The organism is Mucilaginibacter sp. OAE612 (genome assembly GCF_041806395.1).
Taxonomy (GTDB): domain Bacteria; phylum Bacteroidota; class Bacteroidia; order Sphingobacteriales; family Sphingobacteriaceae; genus Mucilaginibacter; species Mucilaginibacter rubeus.
Genome location: NZ_JBGMUW010000001.1, coordinates 2,039,514 through 2,064,275 on the forward strand (window position 1 = coordinate 2,039,514; position 24,762 = coordinate 2,064,275).

The 24,762-nt window shown below is 43.8% G+C and carries 17 protein-coding genes; all 17 read left to right on the top strand.

The features are described 5' to 3' along the window. The first annotated feature begins 5 nt into the window (after window positions 1-5). Complete coding sequence (locus ABID99_RS08650; RefSeq protein WP_176627405.1) at window positions 6-1,850, top strand: RagB/SusD family nutrient uptake outer membrane protein; 1,845 nt, start codon at window positions 6-8, stop codon at window positions 1,848-1,850. A gap of 175 nt (window positions 1,851-2,025) precedes the next feature. Then, complete coding sequence (locus ABID99_RS08655; protein WP_176627404.1) at window positions 2,026-4,584, top strand: hypothetical protein; 2,559 nt, start codon at window positions 2,026-2,028, stop codon at window positions 4,582-4,584. A 9-nt stretch (window positions 4,585-4,593) separates the two neighbouring features. Next, on the top strand, window positions 4,594-6,933 hold the full coding sequence (locus tag ABID99_RS08660; RefSeq protein ID WP_373613448.1) for a hypothetical protein: 2,340 nt from the start codon (window positions 4,594-4,596) through the stop codon (window positions 6,931-6,933). Window positions 6,934-6,937: 4 nt separating this feature from the next. After that, window positions 6,938-7,864 (top strand): metallophosphoesterase, encoded by a 927-nt coding sequence (locus ABID99_RS08665; RefSeq protein WP_176627402.1) that lies wholly within the window; start codon window positions 6,938-6,940, stop codon window positions 7,862-7,864. A gap of 60 nt (window positions 7,865-7,924) precedes the next feature. Beyond that, window positions 7,925-10,126 carry an alpha-galactosidase gene (locus tag ABID99_RS08670; protein WP_373613449.1) on the top strand — a complete coding sequence of 734 codons (2,202 nt, stop codon included), beginning with the start codon at window positions 7,925-7,927 and terminating at the stop codon, window positions 10,124-10,126. Window positions 10,127-10,222: 96 nt separating this feature from the next. After that, a complete protein-coding gene (locus ABID99_RS08675; RefSeq protein WP_373613450.1) occupies window positions 10,223-12,352 on the top strand; it encodes a family 20 glycosylhydrolase in 2,130 nt (709 codons plus the stop codon). Window positions 12,353-12,771: 419 nt separating this feature from the next. Further along, the gene (locus tag ABID99_RS08680; protein ID WP_176627400.1) at window positions 12,772-13,527 is read left to right on the top strand and encodes a DUF6882 domain-containing protein; all 756 of its coding nucleotides are present in this window, start codon (window positions 12,772-12,774) and stop codon (window positions 13,525-13,527) included. A gap of 211 nt (window positions 13,528-13,738) precedes the next feature. Next, on the top strand, window positions 13,739-14,746 hold the full coding sequence (locus ABID99_RS08685) for an FAD:protein FMN transferase (RefSeq protein ID WP_188832530.1): 1,008 nt from the start codon (window positions 13,739-13,741) through the stop codon (window positions 14,744-14,746). Window positions 14,747-14,756: 10 nt separating this feature from the next. Beyond that, window positions 14,757-15,956, top strand: a complete 1,200-nt coding sequence (locus ABID99_RS08690; protein ID WP_373613451.1) for a Gfo/Idh/MocA family protein — start codon at window positions 14,757-14,759, stop codon at window positions 15,954-15,956. 130 nt (window positions 15,957-16,086) lie between these two features. Then, a complete protein-coding gene (locus tag ABID99_RS08695) occupies window positions 16,087-16,467 on the top strand; it encodes a DoxX family protein (protein ID WP_176627397.1) in 381 nt (126 codons plus the stop codon). A gap of 50 nt (window positions 16,468-16,517) precedes the next feature. Then, a complete protein-coding gene (locus ABID99_RS08700) occupies window positions 16,518-16,838 on the top strand; it encodes a helix-turn-helix transcriptional regulator (RefSeq protein WP_091162735.1) in 321 nt (106 codons plus the stop codon). Beyond that, window positions 16,835-17,338, top strand: a complete 504-nt coding sequence (locus ABID99_RS08705; protein ID WP_354483664.1) for an SRPBCC domain-containing protein — start codon at window positions 16,835-16,837, stop codon at window positions 17,336-17,338. Before ABID99_RS08700 ends, ABID99_RS08705 begins: the two co-directional genes overlap by 4 nt. A 3-nt stretch (window positions 17,339-17,341) precedes the next feature. Then, on the top strand, window positions 17,342-17,755 hold the full coding sequence (locus ABID99_RS08710; protein WP_354483662.1) for an SRPBCC family protein: 414 nt from the start codon (window positions 17,342-17,344) through the stop codon (window positions 17,753-17,755). Between the two features lie 236 nt (window positions 17,756-17,991). Then, window positions 17,992-18,960 (top strand): acetylxylan esterase, encoded by a 969-nt coding sequence (locus ABID99_RS08715; protein WP_373613452.1) that lies wholly within the window; start codon window positions 17,992-17,994, stop codon window positions 18,958-18,960. A 209-nt stretch (window positions 18,961-19,169) separates the two neighbouring features. Next, a complete protein-coding gene (locus ABID99_RS08720) occupies window positions 19,170-21,509 on the top strand; it encodes a GH92 family glycosyl hydrolase (RefSeq protein ID WP_373613453.1) in 2,340 nt (779 codons plus the stop codon). A gap of 128 nt (window positions 21,510-21,637) precedes the next feature. Then, window positions 21,638-23,332, top strand: a complete 1,695-nt coding sequence (locus ABID99_RS08725; RefSeq protein ID WP_373613454.1) for an RICIN domain-containing protein — start codon at window positions 21,638-21,640, stop codon at window positions 23,330-23,332. A gap of 42 nt (window positions 23,333-23,374) precedes the next feature. Next, on the top strand, window positions 23,375-24,760 hold the full coding sequence (locus ABID99_RS08730; RefSeq protein ID WP_373613455.1) for an SGNH/GDSL hydrolase family protein: 1,386 nt from the start codon (window positions 23,375-23,377) through the stop codon (window positions 24,758-24,760). Window positions 24,761-24,762: the final 2 nt, after the last annotated feature.

The window sequence follows — 24,762 nt, forward strand, 5'->3', positions numbered from 1 at the left end:
AGATCATGAAACTTAAATTCAATATACTATTCGTTTTATTGGGGATGATTGCTTTAACAATATCCTGTAAAAAGGTATTTGATGTTGATCATCCGGGAGGCCCAATTACGCCGGAGCAGGAATGGGGCAGTCCTGATTTTGTAAAAGGATATGTAACCGACTTCTATAATATTTTACCTTCCTGGAACAGGAACGAAGAACTGGCCGGCGAGGCTTATTCTGGCGGCAGTGGCGGCAATGGGCTTAACTCTTTTCTTAAAGGCACCTATACAAGCCAAAGCGGTTATCCCGACAGGGTTTGGGACTGGGGAAGGGTAAGGTCTATCAATAACTTTTTTGCGAATATTGATAAAAGTAAATCTGCTCTATCTGATGCTGATTATAAAAGCCTGAAAGGCCAGGCATACTTCTTCCGCGCATATTTATACTACAGGATGGTAAAGGTATTAGGAGGAGTGCCGATCATTACCGCGGTTCAGGACCCAACAGCCGATATAAATACTTTACTGGTAAAAAGAAATTCGTCACTTGAATGTTTTGATTTTATTGGCAAACAGTTGGATAGCGCAATTAATTTATTGCCGGCCACCTGGGGTTCAAATGATATTGGCCGGGTTACCAAAGGCGCTGCTATGGCGGTAAAAGGCGAAGCCCTGTTATTAAAAGCAAGTCCTCTGTTTTGCAAAACACCTAATGCCACTTATTGGAATGATGCTTATAGTGCCTTACTGGCCGCTAAAACTGAGTTAGATGCTGATGGTTATGGCTTATATACCGATAATACTGCAAAACCAAATGAGAACATGTGGTATGATAAGGCAGGGGCTGCTAAGGAAATGGTTTTGAGCTTACGTTACCATTATCCCGAAAAAACAAATGGCTTTCAACAAGGGCAAAGGCCTTTAACTGAAACCTCTGGCGCTGCAGGCTCCTGCGATCCAACCTGGGAGATGGTGCAGGCTTATCCCATGAAAAATGGTCTCCCAATTTCCGACCCGGCTTCGGGATATGACCCTACAGAGTTTTGGAAGGACAGGGATCCGCGCTTCTATCAAACAATTGTATATAATGGCGCCAGGTACGACTTTGCGGATATTACACCACGTGTGCAATGGATTTTTAACACGATAGCCGGCGATGATGCGTACAAAGCTACACCCAATTATAATATCACGGGTTTTTATTGCCGTAAGGGGATTGATACCACATTGGGTTCAAGCGTTTGGAACCGCCAGGCTTTTGATTGGCCTATCATCAGGTATGCTGAGGTTTTACTTAACCTTGCCGAGGCTGCTAATGAAGTTCAGCACCCGGCTGAATCGAGGGCTTATATTATTCAAATCCGCCAAAGGGCCCATGTAACAGCAGGAGCAGGAAATTATGGATTGGCTGCCTCGGTTGGTTCTGATTATCAGGCCACGTTGAACGCTGTTATGACCGAACGGGCAATAGAGTTTGCTTTTGAAGGAAAGCGATTTTGGGATTTAAGGCGCAGGCGGATGTTTAGTGTACTGAATAACATGGGTACGCTGCATGCTTACGGGCCGTACTTTAACAGCGCGGCTGCATCCTCTCAATATGGTATTGATATTACGCAAAGTAATAGCGGGATTGCGGCACAGCTTTCTAACCTGATAGTAAATTCACCGGCATCGTTTGATCGTAACGCTTTTCTTAAGGCTATTACCAATTACAGGTATGAGCCGATAGATCCTGGTGCCACCAGTCAAATCAATATACCCGATGCCTATTATTTCGGTCCTATTGATCCGCAGTATATTTTACAAAACAAAAATCTGCAGCAAAATATAGGATGGGATGGCGGAACATTTAATCCGGTGATACAATAGGTGCCGAATGTGTTTTATTTTTTAAGTGTACTTCCGGTAATGAGACTACCTGAGGTTTAGTTGAAGAGGCGTCCCTGTATGGTGGTACAGGGCGCCCTCTTTTATCATTGATCAGAAAGCGGTGCTTAGAAATTGGAAATGCTTTTTTAGTTGATTATATATGAGTTTTTATAACATGATAAATAAATTGAACACAGGTTTTTTAGTTCTCCTGGCGTTCAGTATGATGCTGGTAATTCACCCGCAGGCAAATGCACAAACCATTACTTTAAACACAAAGTTTGTTACGCTTAGTATAAACAAACGTGGGTTTATTACCAGTATTAAGGATAAATCATCCCATAAAGAATATTGCCCTGCCGGTAAAGTTTCTGCATTGCTTAGTCTGTACAAAGGCGAAAACTATATACTGCCGGTATCTGCTGCATTTAACACGCTCAATAAGCGCATAACGCTACACTATCCTAATGGTTCGGTGGCAACGGTACAAACTGATGAAAAAGGGGAGTATGTACGATTGAAACTGGTATCGCTTAAGCCGCGAAACGGGGTTGATAATATCGTTTGGGGCCCTTATAAATTAACTATCTCTAAAACAATTGGAGATATCCTGGGCGTAGTAAGAGATGATGATTTCGCATTTGGCATACTTGGTTTAAATGACAATACTACCAGCGGCCCCCCAACAGGAGGCGACATGTCTTTCATGTACTATTTTATTCATTCGCCTGATCCGCTGAAATACCCCTTGCCTCCAAACCTTAAGGAAGGTCAAACTTTCACAATCGGCGGAGATGGGATAAATGATGTGGCGTTTTATTCACATCCGGAAGAGTATTACCGGATGAATTACGGAAACGGAGCAAGACTTGAACCCGCTTTTGGTTCTACAGTTTGCATGCACTCAAGAGACCGCAGAAAGGAACAAATGATACGCTTCCCGGTGTTACCCGATAATTTGGATGGGAAAGTAAATTCGGCCAGGTACCAGTTGGTGCCGCCGGTAAATGCCGATTTTATCGGATCTTCGGTTGCTTTGCTGGCCTGCCCCGATTCTGTCGGGCTCCGCACTATCGAACAAATAGTTTTAAAGGAAGGGCTGCCGCATCCCGAAATTGATGGTCAATGGATCAAAGACCCTAAAGCATACCGCCCTGACATCGCGTGGCATGGCGCTCATGACAGCCTGATCACCTATGCTCATCAATTAGCCATCAAAGGCGTACAGGACGAAGGATGGGGCGAATATTATCCCAACCCACAAAATCGCTGGACCAACAGAAAAATAAATTTCAACAACGCAGCTCCCATGAACATTCCGGACTATGGCGCATTGATGAAAAAAAATGGGATCAGGTATGGACTGCATACCCTGTGCGAGTTTTTGCAGCCTGATAATAACAGCGATGTGGCCCCGGTACCAAGCGATAGCCTGGCCATTATGCAGCGCACCATTATAACCAAAGATCTTACTGATCAGGACACGGTTATAACGGTGGCCGACAGGGCCTATTTCAACGAGTTTGGTGGATGGGAAGGTAACCATACCAATGTACTGAAAATAGGGAAGGAGCTTATAGAATACAATGGCATTAGCGAGAGCAAGCCTTACACCTTTTTACATATCAAAAGGGGGCTTTATGGAACCAAAAGAGGTTCCTATAGAAAGGGTACTACAATAGTAAAGCTACAGCCTAACTGCTATCGTGGTTTTGTTCCCGATATGAATTTGCAAAAAGTATACGCGGATTATTATGGCAAGTGGCTTACAGAAGGGGGAATGGATTATATTGATTTTGATGGTTTAGAGAGCTGCATATACCAGGGACAGGGGCAATATTCCTTTAAGCAATTTTTCAGGAAATTATTTGATAGCTACGCAAAAAATGGAGGTGATTATCTCCGCGTGATGGGCAGCGCGGTTTATGAAGGCAACTGGCATTATATGAGCGTTTGCAATGTTGGCGGCGGCAATAATATGTTTAATCCGGTATTGAACCAATGGGGAATAGAGGGGAAAGATATGCGATATGTTTTTGAGAGCAGTTATTTACCTGCAACATTCGGAATAGTTGATTTGCAGAGTGATTGGAGTTTATACGATGCTGAAAACCTGGAAGCCAAATCAATAGGATGGAACGCAACCTACATGCTTGGTTTGAGCCAGCACGCTGTTGAAAATTGCCCGGAAAAGAATAACATTTTCAAAGCATACCGCGCCTGGGAAAATGCCAGGGCATTGAATATTTTCACCAAAGCAGTAAAAGAGCGTTTAAAAGATTTAAACTATAAATTTCACCTGGCGCAAAACGGCGAAAAGTCTTTCGTTTTATATCCTGTACGTGAAACCCGCTTTCCTGACCAGCAATACACTATCGAAAAAAATACCTGCCGGTTAAATAATGAATTTGATGCGCAGCCGCTGGATTGTGCGATACGGATCTCATCTGCCGAAAAAGATGGGTATGCTGATGGCATCAGGATCACTTTTCAGGACGGTACAGAACTTTCAATCGACAAAAAAATTACCAATGGCGAATTTATAATCCTGAAGGATAATACTTGCTATGTAGCGGATAAGAACAGAAAGAAGATCGCTGAAATTCCAGCTCAGGGCAATTTGAGCCTTCCGCACGGGGCATCGTCAATCCAGGTTAGCGCGTTGCATAACAGCAATCAAAAAGTAAATATGGAACTGCTGGTTTCATCCGTAGGTCCGGGCATAAAACTTTGATGATTTAACATGAACTTTAATAAAAAAAGCAGCCTTTCCGCATTCGTAATTTATACATGTTTATTAGGCATTGCCCATGCGCAGGGAGTAAAAAAGCTTATAACCCCAGATTTTTTAAAAGCTGTGCATGGAAGTATGCATGTAAGTGCTATCCAATATGAGGGTACCAAAGCATTAAATAAATTTGTGTTCGGGAACAACAGCCTGACAACAGACAGTGCCCAGTGGTCGCTTAACTTAACCGCAAAACAGGGTGCAAGCGCCGGGATACTGGATATCACCGCCGATATTATGTTAAAAGAAGGCCATGCAACTGCCACGGCCCTGGAGGTGTCTTTTGACTTCAGCCGCTGGAGCAGGAAGAATTATGTTATGGTGCCTGCAAGTATGTATAACGGGAACAGGTATCCTGCTATTGGCAACGGGTACAATCCCCCCTACACCAGGGATATGTACTATAACCCCAAAGTACCGCTAACCATTTCAAATAACCCCAGGTTATCCGCAGAACCCGATAAAGCATCGCTGGTGCAGTTACAAACCGGCAACGCAGCAACGCCGGCAATGTGCTTTTATTCACCGTCACTAAAGAAAGGCTTTATTCTGTTAACCACACAGCAAACTAAGTTGGGCAATAGTGGCCTTACCATTGCAGAAAATGCAAAACAAGATAGTTGCAGCTTTAGCATTTCGGCACCGGCAGTGCGCAGACTGGCGCCCGGGTTTGGGGATTTTCATGAAAGTGGTGATAAAGCACACGACTGGAAACCCGGCGACCATATAACCATTGCGATGAGGTTATATGTATTTGATGCCCGCAGCATTCCCGATTTGCTTACGAAGTTTATGCAGGTACGTAAGGATATAACCGGGCCAAATAGCCCCCGCAATATATTACCTATGAGTAAGTTACTTGCAGTAGGTTCGGCAATATGCAGCGGCAATTTTATACATGTTCCTGCAGGCAGTTATTACAAGCCCGAAAATAATGACGATTTTCAGTTAGGTTGGGTGAGCGGTATGATGAATACCTATCCTATGCTGGCGCTTAATAATGCAAAAGAACGTGAGCGTGTGGCGGAGGAGATCGATTTCGTAGTGAATAAACTTCAGGGGAAAAGCGGCTTTTTTCGCGGCGGAATAGAAGCAAATGGCCGCCTCCTTTTTGAAAAAATGCACCCCGATTTCGCGGAAGGCCAGGCTATGGTACGCAAAAACAGTGACGCTTTATTGTGGCTGATGAAACATCTGTTGCTGCTGAAAGCGCAGGGTTTTGGAGTTATAATTAAGCCCGAATGGGAGTCGGCCGCTAAGAAACTGGCCGAAGCTTTTACTAATACCTGGAAAAGATACGGCGAGTTTGGGCAGTACATTGTGCCCGAAACTGGCGAGATAGCCGTGTTCAATTCTACGGCAGGAGCAATTGCACCCGGCGGACTGGCTATTGCGGCAAATTACTTTAATCATCCGGAGTGGCTTGTAGTAGCCAGGGGGGCTGCAAATTATTATTACCAGCGCGATGTGGTAAAACAGGGCCTCACTGGCGGCGACTGCGGGGATATTAGTATGGATGCTAATTCAGAATCAGCATTTGGTTTTTTAGAATCATTGATGGCCTTATACAACGTTACGGGCGATAAAAGCTGGTTACAGAAGGCTGAGGTAGAGGCGGCGCTTTGTTCAACCTGGGTATTGTCCTATGATCCTGTTTTTCCAGCCTGCAGTCAGATCGCAAAGTTGAACTGCCATATGGCCGGGGCAGTTTGGGCCAGTATTCAAAATAAACATTCGGCTCCGGGTATTTGTGAAGCCTCGGGCGATTACCTGTTCAAATTATACCGTGCAACAGGTAACAAATTATATGCAGATTTGATAATGGATATTCAACATGCGCATGCCGAAGCAGTGAATATGCCCGGCCATTATACTACCAACAACCTTATCGGATCAAGCATGGAACGAATTCAAGCCAGTGACGCAGAAGGCAGGGGCAGCGTTGGCAATTTCATAAACACCCGGAATTCATGGACGGAAACGAACGGCATGTTAATGGCCATTGAACTGCCCGGAATTTATCTTCAGACAGATAAGGGAAAACTCCTGGTTTTTGATCATGTGGAAGCTGCTGTTTTGAAGAAGGATAAGAAATTGACCACACTGCTGCTGAGCAACAACACCGGGTATGATGCCAACGTAGCCGTTTTTGCAGAAAGCAGTGCCCAGGCTCAGAAGCCGCTTCCGTATACAGCGTTTTTACATTGGCCTAAAGTGATGGTAAAAACAGGACAAAAAGTACAGCTGCAAATCACAGCCGGCAACAAAATTTTGGCCGTTAAAACACTTAACTAAAAACATGACAAACACTGTCGACTCAAAAAAAAGGCGGGACCTGGTAAAGGGGATAGGGCTGCTCGCCATATCATTGCCATTAGGAGTAAAACGCGAACCGAATGCTTTGGCCGGTCCGCATGAAAAGAAACGGGTATTAAGGATAGCGCATATTACAGATGTACATATCCGCCCCGAATACAATGCGCCGGAACGTTTCGGGCGCTGCATTGAAGAAATAAAGAAACATAAGGTCGATTTTTTTCTAAACGGAGGTGATTCCATATTCGCTGCCGACTACAATAACATTACCCGTGAACGGGTCAACGAACAGTGGGCGATATGGAAAAACGCCCGTGAAAGATTTAAGGGATATGAAGTATACAGTTGTTTGGGCAATCATGATATGTGGTGGGCTTGCCCTGACAAATCCGACAGCATGTATGGCAAACCGCATGTTATCGCTCAGCTTGAAATGCCCGGCCGCTTTTACAGTTTTGAAAAGCATGGATGGCATTTTATCATTCTCGACAGCAATAATGATAATGCAGGTTCATTAGATGCCGAACAGCGAAAGTGGCTGGAGAACGACCTGGCGTCACTGCGGCGCGGCACCCCCGTTTTGTGTATGAGCCATTACCCGATTTTGGGCGTAAGCACCATAATGGAAGGAGGCAACCATACAGATGCAAGATATATTACCAACTTATTTAATAAACATCGCGACAAAACAATCACTTGTATAAGCGGCCATATCCATTTACTTGATGAGGCCGGTTATGATGGCGTTCGCTACTATTGTAACGGCGCCTTAAGTGGATTTTGGTGGGAAGACGGCGATAGTGATTCGGCGGCTAAATGTTATTACCGCGAAACCCCGCCTGGCTATGCTATATTAGATTTATTTGAAGATGGAAGCGTAAGTAACCGCTATTATCCGCATTCGTTTTGACTGAACAGGTTGCCCGTATAGTGTTGCTTTTAAAATATGGAACAAATTGAAAAGAAATAAATGAAAAGAAAGCTGTTTTTTTCGACGATTGCTTTTTGGGGCATCATCAACATCGCCAGTTCACAAGAAGCGAATAATAAATTACCTGTCTGGAAGGAAAATAACAGGCCGATCCTTTCTCAGGATTGGCTGGTAAACCCGGTTCAGCAAAAAGCCGATGTTTATGCTGATGGTAAAAACATTATTTTGAGCAATGGTTTAGTAAAAAGGACCTTCCGGATTCAGCAAAATGTGGCCTGCATTGATTACAGCAATATGAGCAACGGCCAGCAATTGCTGAGGGCTGTAAAGCCCGAAGCGAAGTTAACTGTTGATGGCAGGGAATATAATATCGGAGGCCTTTACGGGCAAAAGGAGAATGCCTATCTGCTGCCCGAATGGGTAAGCGGATTCAAAGGCAATGAAAATGATTTTCAGTTTCAATCGTTTTCGGTAACGGATATTCCTCCTTACATCCGTTGGAAACCGCGGGGATGGGCGCTTAATACCGCACCTGGCTCCGGTAAAATGCTGTCATTTACCTATAAATCAAATGTTGACGGTTTAAAAGATCTGCTTGTTACTGTACATTATGAACTGTATAATAATATTCCTCTTATGGTAAAATGGCTTTCGGTTCAGAATAAAGGAAATAAAGCGATAACGTTAAACAGGGTTATAAATGAGGTGCTTGCAACGGTAGAGGAGGAGAGTGCCGTAGTTGGCTCGCCGGCGCAAATGGAAAAACAGCACGGGCTCTATTTGGAGACTAATTATGCCTTCAACAACTCTATGCGATATGATATCAGCGACCAAACTACCCATTGGAAAGCCGATAGCAATTATACATCACAGGTAAATTATAATTACCAAACGCCGTGTTTATTGGAGGTATATCCGGAAAAGGCTACTGGTATAGCTTTGGGAAAGGGGCAGGTTTTTAACTCGGTTCGTACTTATGAGTTACTGATGGATAGTTATGACCGCGAAAGGAGGGGATTGGCTATCAGGAAAATGTACAGCACTATAGCTCCATGGACAACAGAAAATCCCATCTTCATGCACCTCGTAAGCCGTAACGATGATGATGTAAAAAAGGCTATAGACCAATGCGCGGCGACAGGATATGAAGCCCTGATCCTCAGCTTTGGAAGCCATTGCAATATGGAGGATAGCTCGATCACCAACATACAACGCTGGAAAGTATTATCCGATTATGCACACAGTAAACATATCCTGATAGGGGGCTATTCTTTATTTAGTTCGAGGCGGATCAGCGATGAAGATGATGTGATTGATCCGGTAACAAAAAAGCCGGATGCAGCTGCGTTCTTTGGTAATGCCCCTTGTTTGGGCAGCAAATGGGGCCTGGCCTATCTGGATAAATTAAAATACTTTATTGGTAAAACCGGGTTCGACATTTTTGAAAATGACGGCCCTTATCCCGGCGACGTTTGTGCTTCAACTACACACCCCGGCCATAAAAACCTGGATGATAGCCAATGGCAGCAAATGGAGTTGCAAAAAGGTTTATATCATTGGTGCAATGAGCATGGTATTTATGTAAACGCTCCCGACTGGTATTTTCTGGATGGCACCAATAAAATTGCCTTAGGCTACCGGGAAGTTAATTTTTCTTTGCCGCGTGATCAGCAAATGATCCTGAACCGTCAAAATATTTTTGATGGTACCTGGGAAAAGACCCCTGCAATGGGCTGGGGATTTGTGCCGCTTACCCGGTATCAGGGCGGTGGCCCCGAAGCCGTGCTGGAACCGCTTTCGGATCATTTGAAAGATTATGAACAATTGATGGTGCAATATTACGGGGCGGGAGTCCAGGCCTGTTACCGCGGCCCAAGATTGTATGATACCGAGGCTACCCGCAAGATGGTGGTAAGTGTAATTGACTGGTATAAAAAATATCGCAGCATCCTTAACTCCGATATTATCCATCTTCGCCGGGCCGACGGCAGGGACTGGGATGGTTTGCTGCATGTGAACCCGAAACTAGGTACAAAAGGAATGATCATGCTTTACAACCCGCTTAAAGTTGCGATCACAAGAACCATTAAGGTACCCCTGTACTACACAGGTTTAACAAGTTCGGCCCTGCTCAGGGAAAAGGGAGGGGTAGCTAAAAGGTATCCTGTTAACAGGAAATATGAGATCACACTAACCTTCAATATAGCGCCCGAGAGTTATACATGGTTTACTATTGAATAAATGGCTACGGATATGGTTAAAACCACCGGAGAAGCAACAAAATTACCCCTCCAGTTTTCTTAATTGTTATTTACAACCACATCGAAATTCATTTGAATGATCTCAACAAAAAAATTAATCACGTACATTAGCTTCTTTGTTTTAATACAATCGGGCCTGCACGCCCAGGTGAATAACATTGCGCCGAATATTATACCGGCGGTTCATCAGTGGCAGGCAGGTAGCGGCAGCTTCATTATCAATTCTGCTACGGTATTTAAATTTAAGCCATCTGTATCAACACAAAAAACTGTTGCAATATTCCTTGAAGACCTGGCTGCGTTGCGAAGCAAGGAGCAACAAGCCGGGTTACAGGCAAAAGGAGGGAAGAATGATATCATCATAAAAATCAAACCGCGGCGTCATTTAACCCAACTCCAAAAAGAATCTTATCACCTGGAAATCAAGCCGGATAAGGTTATTATAAAGGCAATGGATGAGGCAGGTGTTTTTTACGCTACCAGGACTTTGTTGCAGTTAATTGAACAGAGCACCGATAAGCAAAGTATTCCTTGTTATACTATTTCAGATTTCCCTGCCTATCCTTTTAGGGGATTTATGCTGGATGTTGGGCGGAAATTTTTCCCGGTATCGCAGCTGAAAGATTACATATGCCGCATGAGCTGGTATAAAATGAATCAATTACAATTACATTTAAACGATCAGGCTTTTCACGGCCAGCATTATGCAGCTTTCAGGGTCGAAAGTAAAACATATCCGCAGCTAACAGCAACAGATGGATTTTACACACAGCAGGAAATCAGGGATTTGATACAATACGCCGCAGATCGTGGCATAAATATTATCCCTGAAATTGATGCGCCCCCCCACGCCATGAGTATTTTAGATATTGCCCCCGAGCTAAAAAATGAAAAATTACAGGATGGACAGCTGGATGTATTAAATCCCAAAACTACCACCATGATGGAAAAGATCTTCGATGAATTTGTGCCGTTATTTCCATCACCGTATTTCCATATCGGAACTGACGAATACAGATTTAAAAAGGCTACTACGACAGAAGACCGTAAGACTTTTGCAGCAGGCTTTTGTAACTATATCAATCATTTCAACAGATACATAGGTGCTAAAGGGAAAAAAGTAATGATATGGTCCGGATACAACGAAATGCCGGGATTTACCCCTATTGATAGCAATATAATGATTGATATGTGGTTGGGTAATAATGCGAAGGAGGAGATTAAAGCGGGTCACCAGGTAGTACAATCAACGGACGGGTGGCTGTATATTGTTCCGGGTACAAATTACTATGGCGTAGATAATAAGTTTTTATATGAAAAATGGGCACCGAATGATTTCGGGCCAAACCAGCAGCTAAACCCGGGCGAACCTGATTTGTTAGGGGCGAAGCTGCATGTATGGAATGATCTTGGGCCAATGGGTTTTACCTATCATGAAACGGCAGACGAGGTTGCGGTGACTTTACCCGTAATGGCCGAGAAACTATGGGGCAATAAAATGTCACCTACTTTTGATGAATTTATAAAGAGAGTTGACGGCTTGAAAAACGTACCTCAGGTAAATGATACAAGGCTATTGGACGCTTCCAAAAACAGTGATCCAATCATTGACGTCGATTTCAAAGAAAATACTTTACCCGATGCTGTAAATAAACAGTTAATAAAACCTTTGGCCGGTTACGAATCGAAATCAGTATTAGCGCTTGATCAGCATGATTTTGTTTGGCTAAACTTACCAGCCGACGAATTAGAACAACCCTGGACATTGAGCTTCCGGGTTAAAAAAACAGATACCCGCGATACAACGACGGTGCTGTTCGAATCGCCTTACGGAACAATTTTCCTGAACCTTAAAGATAAAAAATCGGGCAAGACCGGTTTAGGTATTGCCCGGACTGTTGGCTATAAAGAGTACGCAGGTGAGGGTGAAGATTTTTACCGGCAGGTATTTACCGGCATTGTCCCTGTAAATAAATGGACGCAAATAACTTTGACCGGCGGGCATAATACCTGTACTTTGTATATCGATGGCAAAGAAACAGAATCAGTCGAAAAGCAATTCGTTTGTCCGCTAAAAACAATAGGGAGCAGCTGCGGCCATCTTTCAGCTTCAGCGTTTTTAACTAATATAAAAGTATTCGGCCGGATCTTGAAAAGAGATGAAATAATGGCATTGTATTTAAATGCTAAACTATTAGTCGATTAATTAAAGAAAATAGGTTACGATTCCAAATAGCTTGTATTGATTGTTCATAGCCAGCCGTTTTAATTTGATGATAAGGTAGAACGAAATACGGCTTACTATTGGCTGGGGTGTACAAAAAATGAGCCTCTGATGCTAAATTGGGTTTTCCTTACACGCAGGTTATCCATACAGTGCGAAGATATTAGAACAACTATTAACCCTTTTGTTGTACCGATGAAGGTTTAATTGAAAACGGCTTAGAAATTTTAGATCGACCGCAATCATCAAATAGAACGGCAACTGTTTCAGATCATCTAAAAATTGGTTCGTGAGGCGATCGGGATTGAGTACGAAAAGAAAAATAGTAAGTTGAACGTATGTTTCGCTTACGGTTTTTTTATTGTTGAAAATCTTAAGTTTACTTAAAATTAATTCGTTCTATGCTGTCACAGGAACACGATTTTGAAGAATTTAAAAGTCAATGTGTAACACATCTAATGTCGTTACAACCTGAATTTATGAAGTTGTATGATATTGATAGTTATGATGAATGGTTTTACGACCATGGCGTTGGTGCATTTCATTTCAAATCGGACAATGAAAGAAATTTGTATTTTAAATACGTTGATGTTGGTTCATTTTCAACCAAAGACAACACCTGGAAATGGGCTTGGGATAACATTACCACCCCCAAACACGTCAGCCGTTCTTTGGAAAAAGTGAAAGCTTTCGGATTAGAAAACGATTTTGAACAGCTTATTGAAGGTCTGTTTGAAGGGGATGAATATACAGGTTGGGAAATGACCGCGATTTCGGCAAAATTGTTAAACGCGATTGGTTCATATCGCATACCGCACGATCATCTGTTTATGTATTTTATTTTTACTAATGAACTAACACAAGCAGAATACAACGATCTCAAAAATAAGTATATCGATTGTGAAACACATGTGTCTGATCGTGTTGCATTTGTCTGTCAGCATTTAATTAGTAATAAATCTATTGGTTTCCATGAGGCTTTCGATTCCCATCCATCATTTGATCCTGATGATGACTATCAGGCATGGTGTGATGAGTGCGAAAAGATCAGGCTCAGAGACGGCGAGTGGACTGATAACGCAATGGCTTTCGCAGACATTAAAGTTGTTTGCAATCAATGTTATTTTGAAATTAAAGACAGGAACCAGAGAGATTGAACAACTCCATTGTATATTCATAGGTTGAGCTTACTGTAGAATGGATTTGAATATCCGGCTTGACTCTCTCTGGAAATACTTTGAAGCGCACAGATCCAACAAATACCTCCATTTTTTTCACAAATACTCCCGGCACTGCAGATGATCGCTATGCTTATTTCACGCAATGAGATGAAAAAGCGGCTGAATGCTTACATTTGGCTATCTGACTATGAAAACGATCTTACTGGCGTATCCTTGCGTCTTTATTTTGGTATGCTGTGCTTTCGTACAGCAGGAGCCGCTCCGCCGCTTCGAGCTGAAGGGGTATGCACAAGGTACCACATATGGTATCGTGTATTATGCGCCCGACAGCCTGGTGAATACAGCGCAAACGGATAGCCTGTTAAAGCATTTTGATCAGTCGGTGTCCCTATATCAGCCTAATTCGCTTATCTGCCAGTTCAACCGTTCTGCAAAAGGTATCCGTATAGATGAAATTTTTCGTGTGCTGATCACCCGTGCGCTGCAGATCAGCCACGCAACCGGGGGGCTGGTTGACCCCACAGTGAAACCTTTGGTTGATGCCTGGGGATTTGGTGTAATTAAACCGGCACATGACCCCGACCGGGAAGAAGTGCAAAACCTCCTTCATCATGTAGGAGCGGATAAAATCAGTTTGAAAGGTACTTTTTTACACAAAACCCAGCCGGAAGTACAACTGGATCTCAACGGCATCGCGCAGGGCTATTCTGTCGATCTGCTGGCTTCGTTATTGGAACAGCATTCCATTCATAACTACCTCATCGAATTGGGTGGCGAACTGCGCATTAAAGGCCATAAACCCGGAAACGAACCGTTTAAGGTGGGCATTGAAGGCATCAGTGGTGATGACCTGAACCCGGCCCCGATGCGTAAAGTGATCGAGCCGGGGGATGGCGCCATTACTACATCCGGCAATTACCGCAAACATCATGAAGCAGGCGGCAAACAGGTTTCGCACCTGATGGATCCGTTAACAGGTTATCCAATTCAAAACGAAATGATCAGCGTTACCGTTTATGCAAAAGATGCAATAACAGCGGATGGTTATGATAACGGGTTTATGACAATGGGATTAAAACGCACATTGAACTTTCTGAAAAACCGGAAGGATCTGGGTGCTTATATTGTATACCGGAAGCCGGATGGCCGTATAGCAGATACGGTTACTGCTTACTTTAAAGGATATCAACAATAAAACTGGATAAATGGAGAGAAGAACTTTTTTGAAAAATACAGGCCTGCTAACAGGCGGACTATTGCTAAACCAAAACCTGAGCGCAATACAGCCCGGGGCCGATCCTGTTAAAATTGCAGTGGTAGGCTGTGGCGACCGTGGTACCGGGATTATGAATATCCTTAACGGAATGCCCGATCAGTTCCGCATTACTGCCTTGTGCGATGTGCTCGATTTCAGGCTGACAGCAGCACAAAAACTGGTTAAGCCTGGTTCAGTGAAAATATATACGGATTACCGTAAATTAATTGATGATAAGCAGGTGGAGGCGATCATCGTTGCTGTTCCGCTGTACCTGCACTACGCTGTGGCTGCTGATGTTATCCGCTCGGGCAAACATTTATACCTGGAAAAAACGATGACCTATACCATTGATCAGGCGCTTGAACTTGTGAGCCTGATGCATGGGCGCAGCAACCAGGTGCTGCAGGTTGGTCACCAGTACCGCTATTCGCCTTTATATTACCGGGTTAAAGAGATGATCAATAAAGGCTACCTGGGCAAAGTAACGCAAGTAGATTGCCGCTGGGACCGCAATGGCAACTGGCGACGCCCGGTGCCTGATCCTTCACTGGAACGGGCCATCAACTGGCGCATGTACAAAGAATATTCGGGCGGACTGGCGGCCGAACTGCTTTCGCACCAGATTGATTTTATTAACTGGGTTTTTGATACCCATCCGCAGGAATTTTTTGCCACCGGTGGAATAGATGTGTTTAAAGATGGCAGGGAGACCTATGATAATGTACAACTGATGTTACGTTACCCGGACATGGGCCTGATCGGTAATTTCGGCGCGATGTGCGGCAATGCGCATGACGGCTATCTTTTCAAGATTAAAGGTACCCTGGGTACTGTATCCCTGCTAACTGATCAGGGCATGTTTTACCCCGAGAAAAAACTATTGAAAGAAAAAGGGACTGTAGACGGCGTAACCGGTGCAACACGTATTGTATGGAATAAAGAAGGAGGCACACCCATTCTGCCCGAGGCGACGAAAGATGGTACCTGGTATGCATTCAACGATTTTTATCAAAAAATACAGCATAATGAGCTACCGGATAGTAATGTATTCACGGGAGCCCGCACCGCCATCAGTGTGCACCTGGGCAACCAGGCGCTGTACAGCAAAAAGATCTGCAACTGGGATAACAGTTATAAAATTGGATAATTAGAAGCCCCGATATCGCAGATATCGGGGCTTTGTGTTTATAACTAAAAAAATCAAAATAAATTTGTGAAACCAATTAGTTGCGTATATATTTGCAACCAATCAGTTTCTTATTTAAATAAACCAAACCATGAAAACTAAAATCCTATTTGTTTTATGCCTGTTAACCGGGCTAATGTTTATCAACGCCGGTTGTGACAAATTTTTTCATTACATGCCCATGCCTAAAGAAATGCCCGAAAAAATGGTGAAAGCGGGGCAGGCCTTTATGCAAATAGGCTGGCTAATGCCGCTGGTGGGTGCCATGGAAATCCTTGGCGGTGTATTATTGATTATCCCAAGGACCAGGGCGCTCGGCGCATTAGTACTTGTACCTCTTTTAACCGGTATTTTATTGGCTAATATTAGTATGGCCCCATCAGGTTTACCTATTGTATTAGTATTGATCGCAATTGTTCTTTGGGTAATTATTGACAATTGGGAAAAATACCTGCCCATGATCAGGAAATAAGTTTTAAATGAACCGGCGGTCTTATTAACCGGTTCGTAAATAGTACTTCAATGAGAAGAGACATTTTTCAGGCTGTTGCCGATCCTACCCGCAGAGCTATTATCGCTTTAATAGCATTGCAGGCAATGACACCCAATGCCATTGCCGAACATTTTGATACTACCCGACAGGCAATTTCAAAGCATTTGCGGGTTTTAACCGAATGTGAACTGGTGAAACCGGAGCATCGGGGCCGGGAGATTTATTATCTATTGGAGATTGACAAAATGAAAGAAATAGACAAATGGCTGGAGCAATTCCGTAAGATTTGGGAAACCCGGTTTCTGCAACTCGATAACCTTTTAGCTACCTTAAAAAAACAACAAAAATGAAAAACAACTTGTACTTTGATTTTATTGCAGATAAAGAAAAAAATACGCTGACCATCAGGCGTGAATTTTTAGCCGACAGGCAACTGGTTTGGGATTGTTACACCCGGCAGGAATTGCTTGACCAATGGTTTGCGCCAGCACCCTTAACCACCAAAACCAAATCAATGGATTTTAGCGAAGGTGGCCACTGGCACTATGCCATGGTAGAGCCCAATGGTACAGAATACTGGGGCTGGACAGACTATCTGAAAATCAAACCGATTGATTACTATACATCATTGGATGCTTTTTGTAATGCAGAAGGTGAAATAAATAAAGATCTTCCCCGCGCGGAGTGGCTTGTAAATTTCACCGATAAAGGAGAAAACGCTTTGGTAGAAACCATTGTAACTTATAAATCGCTTTCAGATTTGGAAACGGTTATCCAGATGGGCATGGAACAGGGAATGATGGCAACCCTCGAAAAACTTGACCAATTATTATTAACCTTAAAAAAGTAAGAAATGAGCAATAAGATCACTGTTACCGCTACGGTAAATGCAGATGCTAAAAAAGCTTGGGATTATTACACCAATCCCGAACACATTACCAAATGGAACTTTGCCGATCCTTCGTGGCAATGTCCTTCTGCATCAAATGATATGCGGGTAGGCGGAAAATACTCGGCAAGAATGGAAGCTAAAGACGGAAGCTTTGGTTTTGACTTTGAAGCTACTTATGACGAAATTGTTGATGGCGAAAAGTTTACCTATACCATGCCAAACGGCAGGCAGGCCTCGGTTGCCTTCAAAGCGCATGGCGATCAAACCGAAGTTGAAGTAACATTCGACCCTGAAGATCAAAATCCCCTTGAAATGCAAAAAAATGGCTGGCAGGCGATACTTAACAACTTTAAGAAATACACCGAAGAAAATTAACGTGCTCAGGAAAGTTACCGTTAATGGTAGCTTCTACAGAAGCTGGATGGAGACATCCAGCTTTTGTGCTTTTTATTACATGTTAGTATTGTTACACTCATTAAGCTGTATATTTTATACATTGTACAGGTAAATCAATCATGTTATGTTGTTTAAGATTAAAGTGCTTTGTGTCGGCATTACATTATCGTTATGCTCTTTGCTTTCATTTGCGCAGCAAATAAATTATCCTCCTGTTGATAAGGTTGTTGCTGATTATTAAAAAACTGCTGGAAAGGCCACGCGTTCCATTAAATCCATCCATTACAATAACACAAACAGATTCGGTTATTATAGAGCACGGTTTTATTTACAGCGAAAAGGACGAACGGGTGCCTATTCTTATTTATAAGCCGGTTACCGGTATAAAACCATACCCTGCTGTAATTTTTTTACATGGTACAGGTGGTAAAAAGGAAGACAACAAAAACATGTTGTACCAATTGGTTAAAAGAGGGATCATGGGCGTAGCCATTGATGCCCGCTTTCATGGCGAACGCATTGCCGGAGGCGCGCACGGCTCAAAAGAATACGTAGCAGCTGCCACCGCTGCCTGGGAAAATAAGGACAAAGCCCATCAAACGCATCCATTTTTGTTTGATACCGCTTTCGATCTTTGGAGGGTAACCGATTACCTGGCAAGCAGGCCTGATGTAGATGCCAACCGCATTGGTATGGGCGGCATATCCATGGGAGGGATGGAAACATGGCTTGCGGCATCAGTAGATAAGCGGATAAAAGTAATTGTACTGGATATTGCAGTGCAGAGTTTCAAATGGTCATTAGATAATGATAAATGGCAGGGGCGTGCAGGTACTATCCGGGGAGCGCATTTGCAGGCAGCTAAAGACCTTGGCGATTCGGTATTAAACAGGCGTAATGTACAGGCTGTATGGGATAAACTATTACCCGGTATCACCGGCGAGTTCGACTGTCCGTCGATGCTGCGATTGATAGCGCCCCGTGCGATGTTGATTGTAGGCACAGAAAATGATCCCAATTGCCCGCTTCCCGGAGCAAACATAGCTTACGCTTCGGCCATGCAAGTATATAGATCGAAAGGGGCAACCGATAAGATTATGCGCGATGTAACGCCAAAGCTATTCCATACATCTACGCCGGAACATTTTAAAATGACGTTGGATTGGTTTAGCAAATGGCTGTAGGTATGTATGTCACTGCAATGTTAATGGAAGCTTCAGTCAGAATATCTATCTGAAAAAAATAAAATTAACAAAAATTTGCTAAATCGATTTTATTATATAATTTGGTCGTGCAATAACCAATTAATAAATACCGGTCAATTTTAGTTCTGACGGTTTATCTGTCCTAAAAAACTTACGGTAAACTAAACTTTCTATCCGGTACTACTATTATGAACATAACTACGCTGCCAGCCTTAAAAAAATCTTTAACAACCGTGTTTGCCGCGGGTATGTTGTTTAGTCCGGCAACAGTGCTGAAAGCGCAAAATGCGGCTTCCTATGTTAATCCTTTTATAGGTGCCAGCACCAGCGCTGATGGGGCAGGGGTTTACCATGGTTTAGGTAAAACCTTTCCGGGGGCTGCCACACCTTACGGGCTTGTACAGTTAAGCCCAAACACCATAACCGGAGGCGACAATGGCTCGGGCTATAGCTATGAACATAAAAGTATTGAAGGCTTTGCCTTTACTCAAATGAGTGGCATTGGCTGGTATGGCGATCTGGGGAATTTTTTGGTAATGCCTACAGCGGGGCCAATTAAAACCAGTGCCGGTAAACCAGGCACTAAAGGGGTTGGATATCGTTCTGCTTACGATAAAAGCACTGAAAAAGCATCGGCCGGATATTACAGTGTTCTGCTAACTGATAATCATATCAAGGCCGAAGCCACTGCCGCCCCTCATAGCGGCATGTTGCGCTTTACCTTTTCTCAAAATAAACAATCGCGTATCCAGATTGATCTGGCCCGGAGGGTGGGAGGAACTTCAACGCTGCAATATGTAAAAGTAGTTGATGACCACGCTATTGAGGGCTTTATGAAATGCACCCCAGACGGTGGCGGATGGGGCAATGGTGATGGACATGCAGATTATACAGTATATTTTTATACCCAATTCAGCAAGCCGCTTAAAAACTATGGCGTCTGGAGTGCCGATATTCCAAGGGACTGGAGCCGTAAGCTGGACGATGTTACCGGCGATAAATACCAGGAACGCGTAGCTAATGCTGAGATCCTTAAAGGCTTGAAGGAAAAGCAGGGAAAGCACCTTGGTTTTTATAGCGAATTTGCTACCAAAGCCGGTGAACAGGTATTGCTTAAATCGGGTATTTCATTTGTGAGTATAGCTGGTGCCAAAGCCAATTTGCAAGCCGAAATAAAGGACTGGAATTTCGATGCTGTTCATCAGCATACCGTTAACCTCTGGAATAACGCCTTATCAAAAGTAAGTATCCAGGGGGGCACTACAGAGCAAAAAACGGTGTTTTATACAGCATTGTACCATACCATGATCGATCCCCGCATTGTAAGCGATGTTACCGGGCAATATATGGGTGGTGATGGCAAGGTTCATCATACTACAACATTTAAAAAACGCACCATATTTAGCGGGTGGGACGTTTTCAGGAGCCAGATGCCTTTACAAACCATTATTAACCCTTCGCTGGTTAATGACCTGGTTAATTCGCTGGTTACGCTTGCGAATGAAAAGAAGAAAGATTACCTGGAGCGCTGGGAACTGCTGAATGCATATAGCGGTTGTATGCTTGGCAACCCGGCTGTAGCTGTATTGGCCGATGCTTATGCCAAAGGCATCCGTAATTATAATATACCAGATGCCTATAAATTAGCGGTGAGCACTGTTGAAAAATTTGGCAATGGCGATAAGGGTTTTACTCCGGGTGGTGGCAGCATAAGCTATACGCTTGAATACGCCTATAACGATTGGTGCGTTGCACAGCTTGCAAAAGCGCTTAACAAAACAAAAGACGTAAAAAAATACGGCGAAAGGGGAGAGGCATTTAAAAACATCTTTGATACGGATAAAGGTTGGTTCCGGCCTAAGGATAGTACCGGCAACTGGCTTCCATGGCCTGCAGAGGGGCGGATTAAACAATGGTACGGCTGTATTGAGAGCAACCCTTATCAGCAGGGATGGTTTGTGCCGCAGGATGTTGATGGTATGGCAAAACTGATGGGCGGCCGCGACAAGGTGATAGCTGATCTGAACAATCTTTTTGAAAAAACGCCCGATAACATGATGTGGAACGATTACTACAATCATTCCAATGAGCCTGTGCACCATGTTCCATTTTTATATAACAGGTTGGGCGCTCCATGGCTTACCCAGAAATGGACCCGTGAGATCTGCCGCCGGGCTTATAAAAACTCGGTAGAGGGTTTAGTAGGCAACGAAGATGTGGGGCAAATGTCGGCCTGGTATGTATTGGCAGCGAGTGGTTTGCATCCGGTTTGTCCCGGCGATACCAGGCAGGAGATCACCAGTCCGGTATTTAATAAAGTAACGTTAAAGCTTGATCCTAAATACGCAAAGGGTAAAACCTTTACCATCATCGCCAATAATAATTCGGCAAAAAATATTTATATACAGGGAGCAAAGCTTAACGGCAAAACCTATAATAAATGCTATATCGATTATAAGGATATTGCGGCAGGCGGCGCCCTTGAACTAAGTATGGGCGCAACACCCAATAAAAACTGGGGGATCTGATAATTTAGGATATGCGTGAAGGAAAGATGAGCAGGTTTTTTATATAGAATTGCTAAATCGATTTTATAAATTGAATGATTTGACAGCACTAACCAAACATCAAACCAAATTATAAACCAAACCAAATTATGAAAACAAACCTGTTCACCTGTACCATGACGGCCATGGCCTTGCTGGCCTCATGCAGCAAACAAGCTGCCGTTAAGTACCCCAAACCTTTTGTACGCACAGATTCTGTACAACTAACCAGCGGATCGCCGGTAAGCTCATACGGAACCTTTTTCATCACCAACGTGTTAAGCGGTAAAGCTATTGAAATTATTAGCAGCGGTATGCTTAATGATGGCACCGGTGCGCAGCAAAACCAATACTCGGGCAGTGGTACGGCCACGGCTCCCAACCAAAAATGGATAATTGTACAACAGGGTAGCGGCGCTATAACCAGCACTACCAAATTTAAGATCATGAACGTAGCCAGCGGTAAATATCTGGAAGTACCCTTGGCCACCACGAATCCCGGTACAGGCCTATGGCAGGATAAAGCCAACACTAACAATGCCCAGCAATGGTATATTCAGGCAGTAAGTACCGGCGTTTATAAAATTATTAATGTGGGTAATGGGCTTGCGGTCACCAATCATGGATCATCTGCCACTAATGGTACGCCTATTACCCAGGAAATATTTGTTGCCGGGAATACGGCGCAAACCTGGCTGCTTAACGGGCTTACAGCCGAGGCTTACCGCGACGATGATGTCGTGAACTTTTTTCACCGTACCAATGGCACCGTGGCTTTTGATGAGGGAAAAAGTATCCCGCTTACCTATGGGGCCAACAACGGAAAAGTGCTTTGGATAACCGAAGATGCCTATGAATCGTCACAGCTTCAAAGTAACGGACAGTTATATTGCCAGTTTTTTAAATATCATAATTCGGCCCTGCTGCAGCCGGCCAGTCACAGCTGGGATCAATCACTTACGCCAAATATCACTACCAATAATTCGCCGGTAAACAGCATGGAGATCATTGAAAGCCCGGGCGATCATAACTCAACCTATCGCTGGCCCGGCGCAGGAATTGAGGCCGGTAGCCACGTTTATCTTTACACATTTGAATCGGCCAACGGATCTACACCCGAAAACCAGGTGCTTTATGACTTAACTCAAAACACATCCGGACTTAACTGGGGTACAGCCGCGCGGTTAACACCTGCGGGTATGTCGGGCCAAACAGAAACCGGGTTTTCAAACGGGATGGTTAAAAACGCTACTAACGACTCGGTATATGTTTACGGAAGCAAAAGCGTTTTCTTCAATACGTCCAATGTATTCCTGGCCCGCTTCCCGGTAAGTAACCCGTCTAACTGGTCGTTCTGGACAGGCTCTTCATGGTCGTCAACCCGTACAACCGCTTCGGCGGCAGCTATAAACGTAGGTGCGGGCAATACCACGCAGCAAAATGTGACCATATCAAAAGTGAACAATAAATATGTAATGATGCAAATGGACCTGGGCTATTTTTGTGATCCGGCGAGCCATAACATTTATATTTCAACGGCCGATAGTCCTAAGGGGCCTTTCACTGCGCCTAAAATGGTTTTCACCATCAATGATGTTTACCAGGGCCATTTGGCAAAGTACTATACCCCGGCCATCCACGCTGAGTTTATAAACGGACATAACGAATTGCTTGTTACCTATTGCCTTAATTATAATGGTGATGGCGGCAGCTGCAGCACAACCACCTGCGTAAATAATAACCAGGATCCTAACTTTTACCAGGTAAAAGCAGTAAGGGTTCCGTACAGCCTGGTGGGTTTATAGTTTGAATTTATTTTTTGCTGAACACATTATAATTAACAGTTAATGAAAAAGTTGATTTTATTATTAGTACTGATAGCAGCTCGGGGAGCAGTAACTGCCCAAAACATAGCGCCATTTCGCGCGGGCGACCGGGTGGCTTTTGTTGGCAACAGTATTACAGATGGGGGCCATTACCACTCGTACATCTGGCTGTATTATATGACCCGTTTCCCTAACATGCGGATAACCTGCTATAACGCCGGCATTGGCGGCGATGTTGTAAGACAGATCAACGACCGTTTTGAAGATGATGTGTTCAGCAAAAAGCCAAATGTGTTAACCCTTACCTGGGGCATGAACGACACCGGTTATTTTGAATGGTACCGACCCGATGCACAGGATGTTATGGATAAAAGGATCCAGGGCTCATACGATAACTATGCACTGCTGGAAAACAAACTAAAGCAACACCCCGAGATCCGTAAAATTTTTATTCTTGGTTCGCCTTATGATGAAACAAGCAAGTTTACTACAAAAAACATCTATCCTAAAAAAAGTGCGGCTTTTTCAAAGGTGATCGATTTTCAGCAAGCAGCAGCGAAAAGAAATAACTGGGGTTATGTTGATTTCTATCATCCCATGACAGAGATCAACCTGCGTGAGCAAGCCAAAGATTCCACCTTCAGCTTAACGCCTAATGACAGGGTGCATCCGGACAATGACGGGCACCTCGTGATGGCTTATCTTTTTCTAAAGGCGCAGGGCTTCAGCAATAAGGTAGTGGCTGATGTGGCTGTTGATGCAAAAAGTAAAAAGACCATTAAGGCGGTGAATTGTAAAGTAACTAACGTGGTTTCTTCGGCAGATTCCGTATCGTTCAATTACCTCGCAAATTCATTGCCGTACCCCATTGATACCATTCCGCGTGGCTGGGGAAACCGAAAAAAACAAGCCGATGCGCTTAAGGTTGTGCCGTTTACCAAAGAAATGAACCAGGAGTTGCTTGCCGTTAAAGGGTTAAAAACACCCAATTATGATGTCCTTATCGATGGAGAAAAAATGGGTAGCTGGTCGGCTGAGCAATTGGGCGCAGGTATCAACCTGGCCGAGATCACTATAACACCGCAATATCAGCAGGCCATCCAGATCAGGGAACTGAACGAGGAACGTTGGGACATTGAAAGGCGTATCCGCATGTATACCTGGATGCAGTTTGACTTTTTAAAAGGCAAAGGCTTGTTATTCCATGATACCAACGCCGCTATGGATACCATAAGCAAGTATGCCAAAAAAGACATTTTTGTTAACGGAAATAAAGATAACTATACCCGTGCCCGTTACAAAAGCCTGCGCGATGCCTGGCAAAAAGAAATGGATGTACTTACCGACCAGATCTACACCATCAATAAACCGCAAAACCATCACATCACCATCATCGCCTCAAAATAAAA

What these genes read in the sequence shown, in the direction of transcription:
- ABID99_RS08650 (WP_176627405.1), top strand. Translation starts at nt 6, where the DNA reads ATGAAACTTAAATTCAATATACTATTCGTTTTATTGGGGATGATTGCT.
- ABID99_RS08655 (WP_176627404.1), top strand. Translation starts at nt 2,026, where the DNA reads ATGATAAATAAATTGAACACAGGTTTTTTAGTTCTCCTGGCGTTCAGT.
- ABID99_RS08660 (WP_373613448.1), top strand. Translation starts at nt 4,594, where the DNA reads ATGAACTTTAATAAAAAAAGCAGCCTTTCCGCATTCGTAATTTATACA.
- ABID99_RS08665 (WP_176627402.1), top strand. Translation starts at nt 6,938, where the DNA reads ATGACAAACACTGTCGACTCAAAAAAAAGGCGGGACCTGGTAAAGGGG.
- ABID99_RS08670 (WP_373613449.1), top strand. Translation starts at nt 7,925, where the DNA reads ATGAAAAGAAAGCTGTTTTTTTCGACGATTGCTTTTTGGGGCATCATC.
- ABID99_RS08675 (WP_373613450.1), top strand. Translation starts at nt 10,223, where the DNA reads ATGATCTCAACAAAAAAATTAATCACGTACATTAGCTTCTTTGTTTTA.
- ABID99_RS08680 (WP_176627400.1), top strand. Translation starts at nt 12,772, where the DNA reads ATGCTGTCACAGGAACACGATTTTGAAGAATTTAAAAGTCAATGTGTA.
- ABID99_RS08685 (WP_188832530.1), top strand. Translation starts at nt 13,739, where the DNA reads ATGAAAACGATCTTACTGGCGTATCCTTGCGTCTTTATTTTGGTATGC.
- ABID99_RS08690 (WP_373613451.1), top strand. Translation starts at nt 14,757, where the DNA reads ATGGAGAGAAGAACTTTTTTGAAAAATACAGGCCTGCTAACAGGCGGA.
- ABID99_RS08695 (WP_176627397.1), top strand. Translation starts at nt 16,087, where the DNA reads ATGAAAACTAAAATCCTATTTGTTTTATGCCTGTTAACCGGGCTAATG.
- ABID99_RS08700 (WP_091162735.1), top strand. Translation starts at nt 16,518, where the DNA reads ATGAGAAGAGACATTTTTCAGGCTGTTGCCGATCCTACCCGCAGAGCT.
- ABID99_RS08705 (WP_354483664.1), top strand. Translation starts at nt 16,835, where the DNA reads ATGAAAAACAACTTGTACTTTGATTTTATTGCAGATAAAGAAAAAAAT.
- ABID99_RS08710 (WP_354483662.1), top strand. Translation starts at nt 17,342, where the DNA reads ATGAGCAATAAGATCACTGTTACCGCTACGGTAAATGCAGATGCTAAA.
- ABID99_RS08720 (WP_373613453.1), top strand. Translation starts at nt 19,170, where the DNA reads ATGAACATAACTACGCTGCCAGCCTTAAAAAAATCTTTAACAACCGTG.
- ABID99_RS08725 (WP_373613454.1), top strand. Translation starts at nt 21,638, where the DNA reads ATGAAAACAAACCTGTTCACCTGTACCATGACGGCCATGGCCTTGCTG.
- ABID99_RS08730 (WP_373613455.1), top strand. Translation starts at nt 23,375, where the DNA reads ATGAAAAAGTTGATTTTATTATTAGTACTGATAGCAGCTCGGGGAGCA.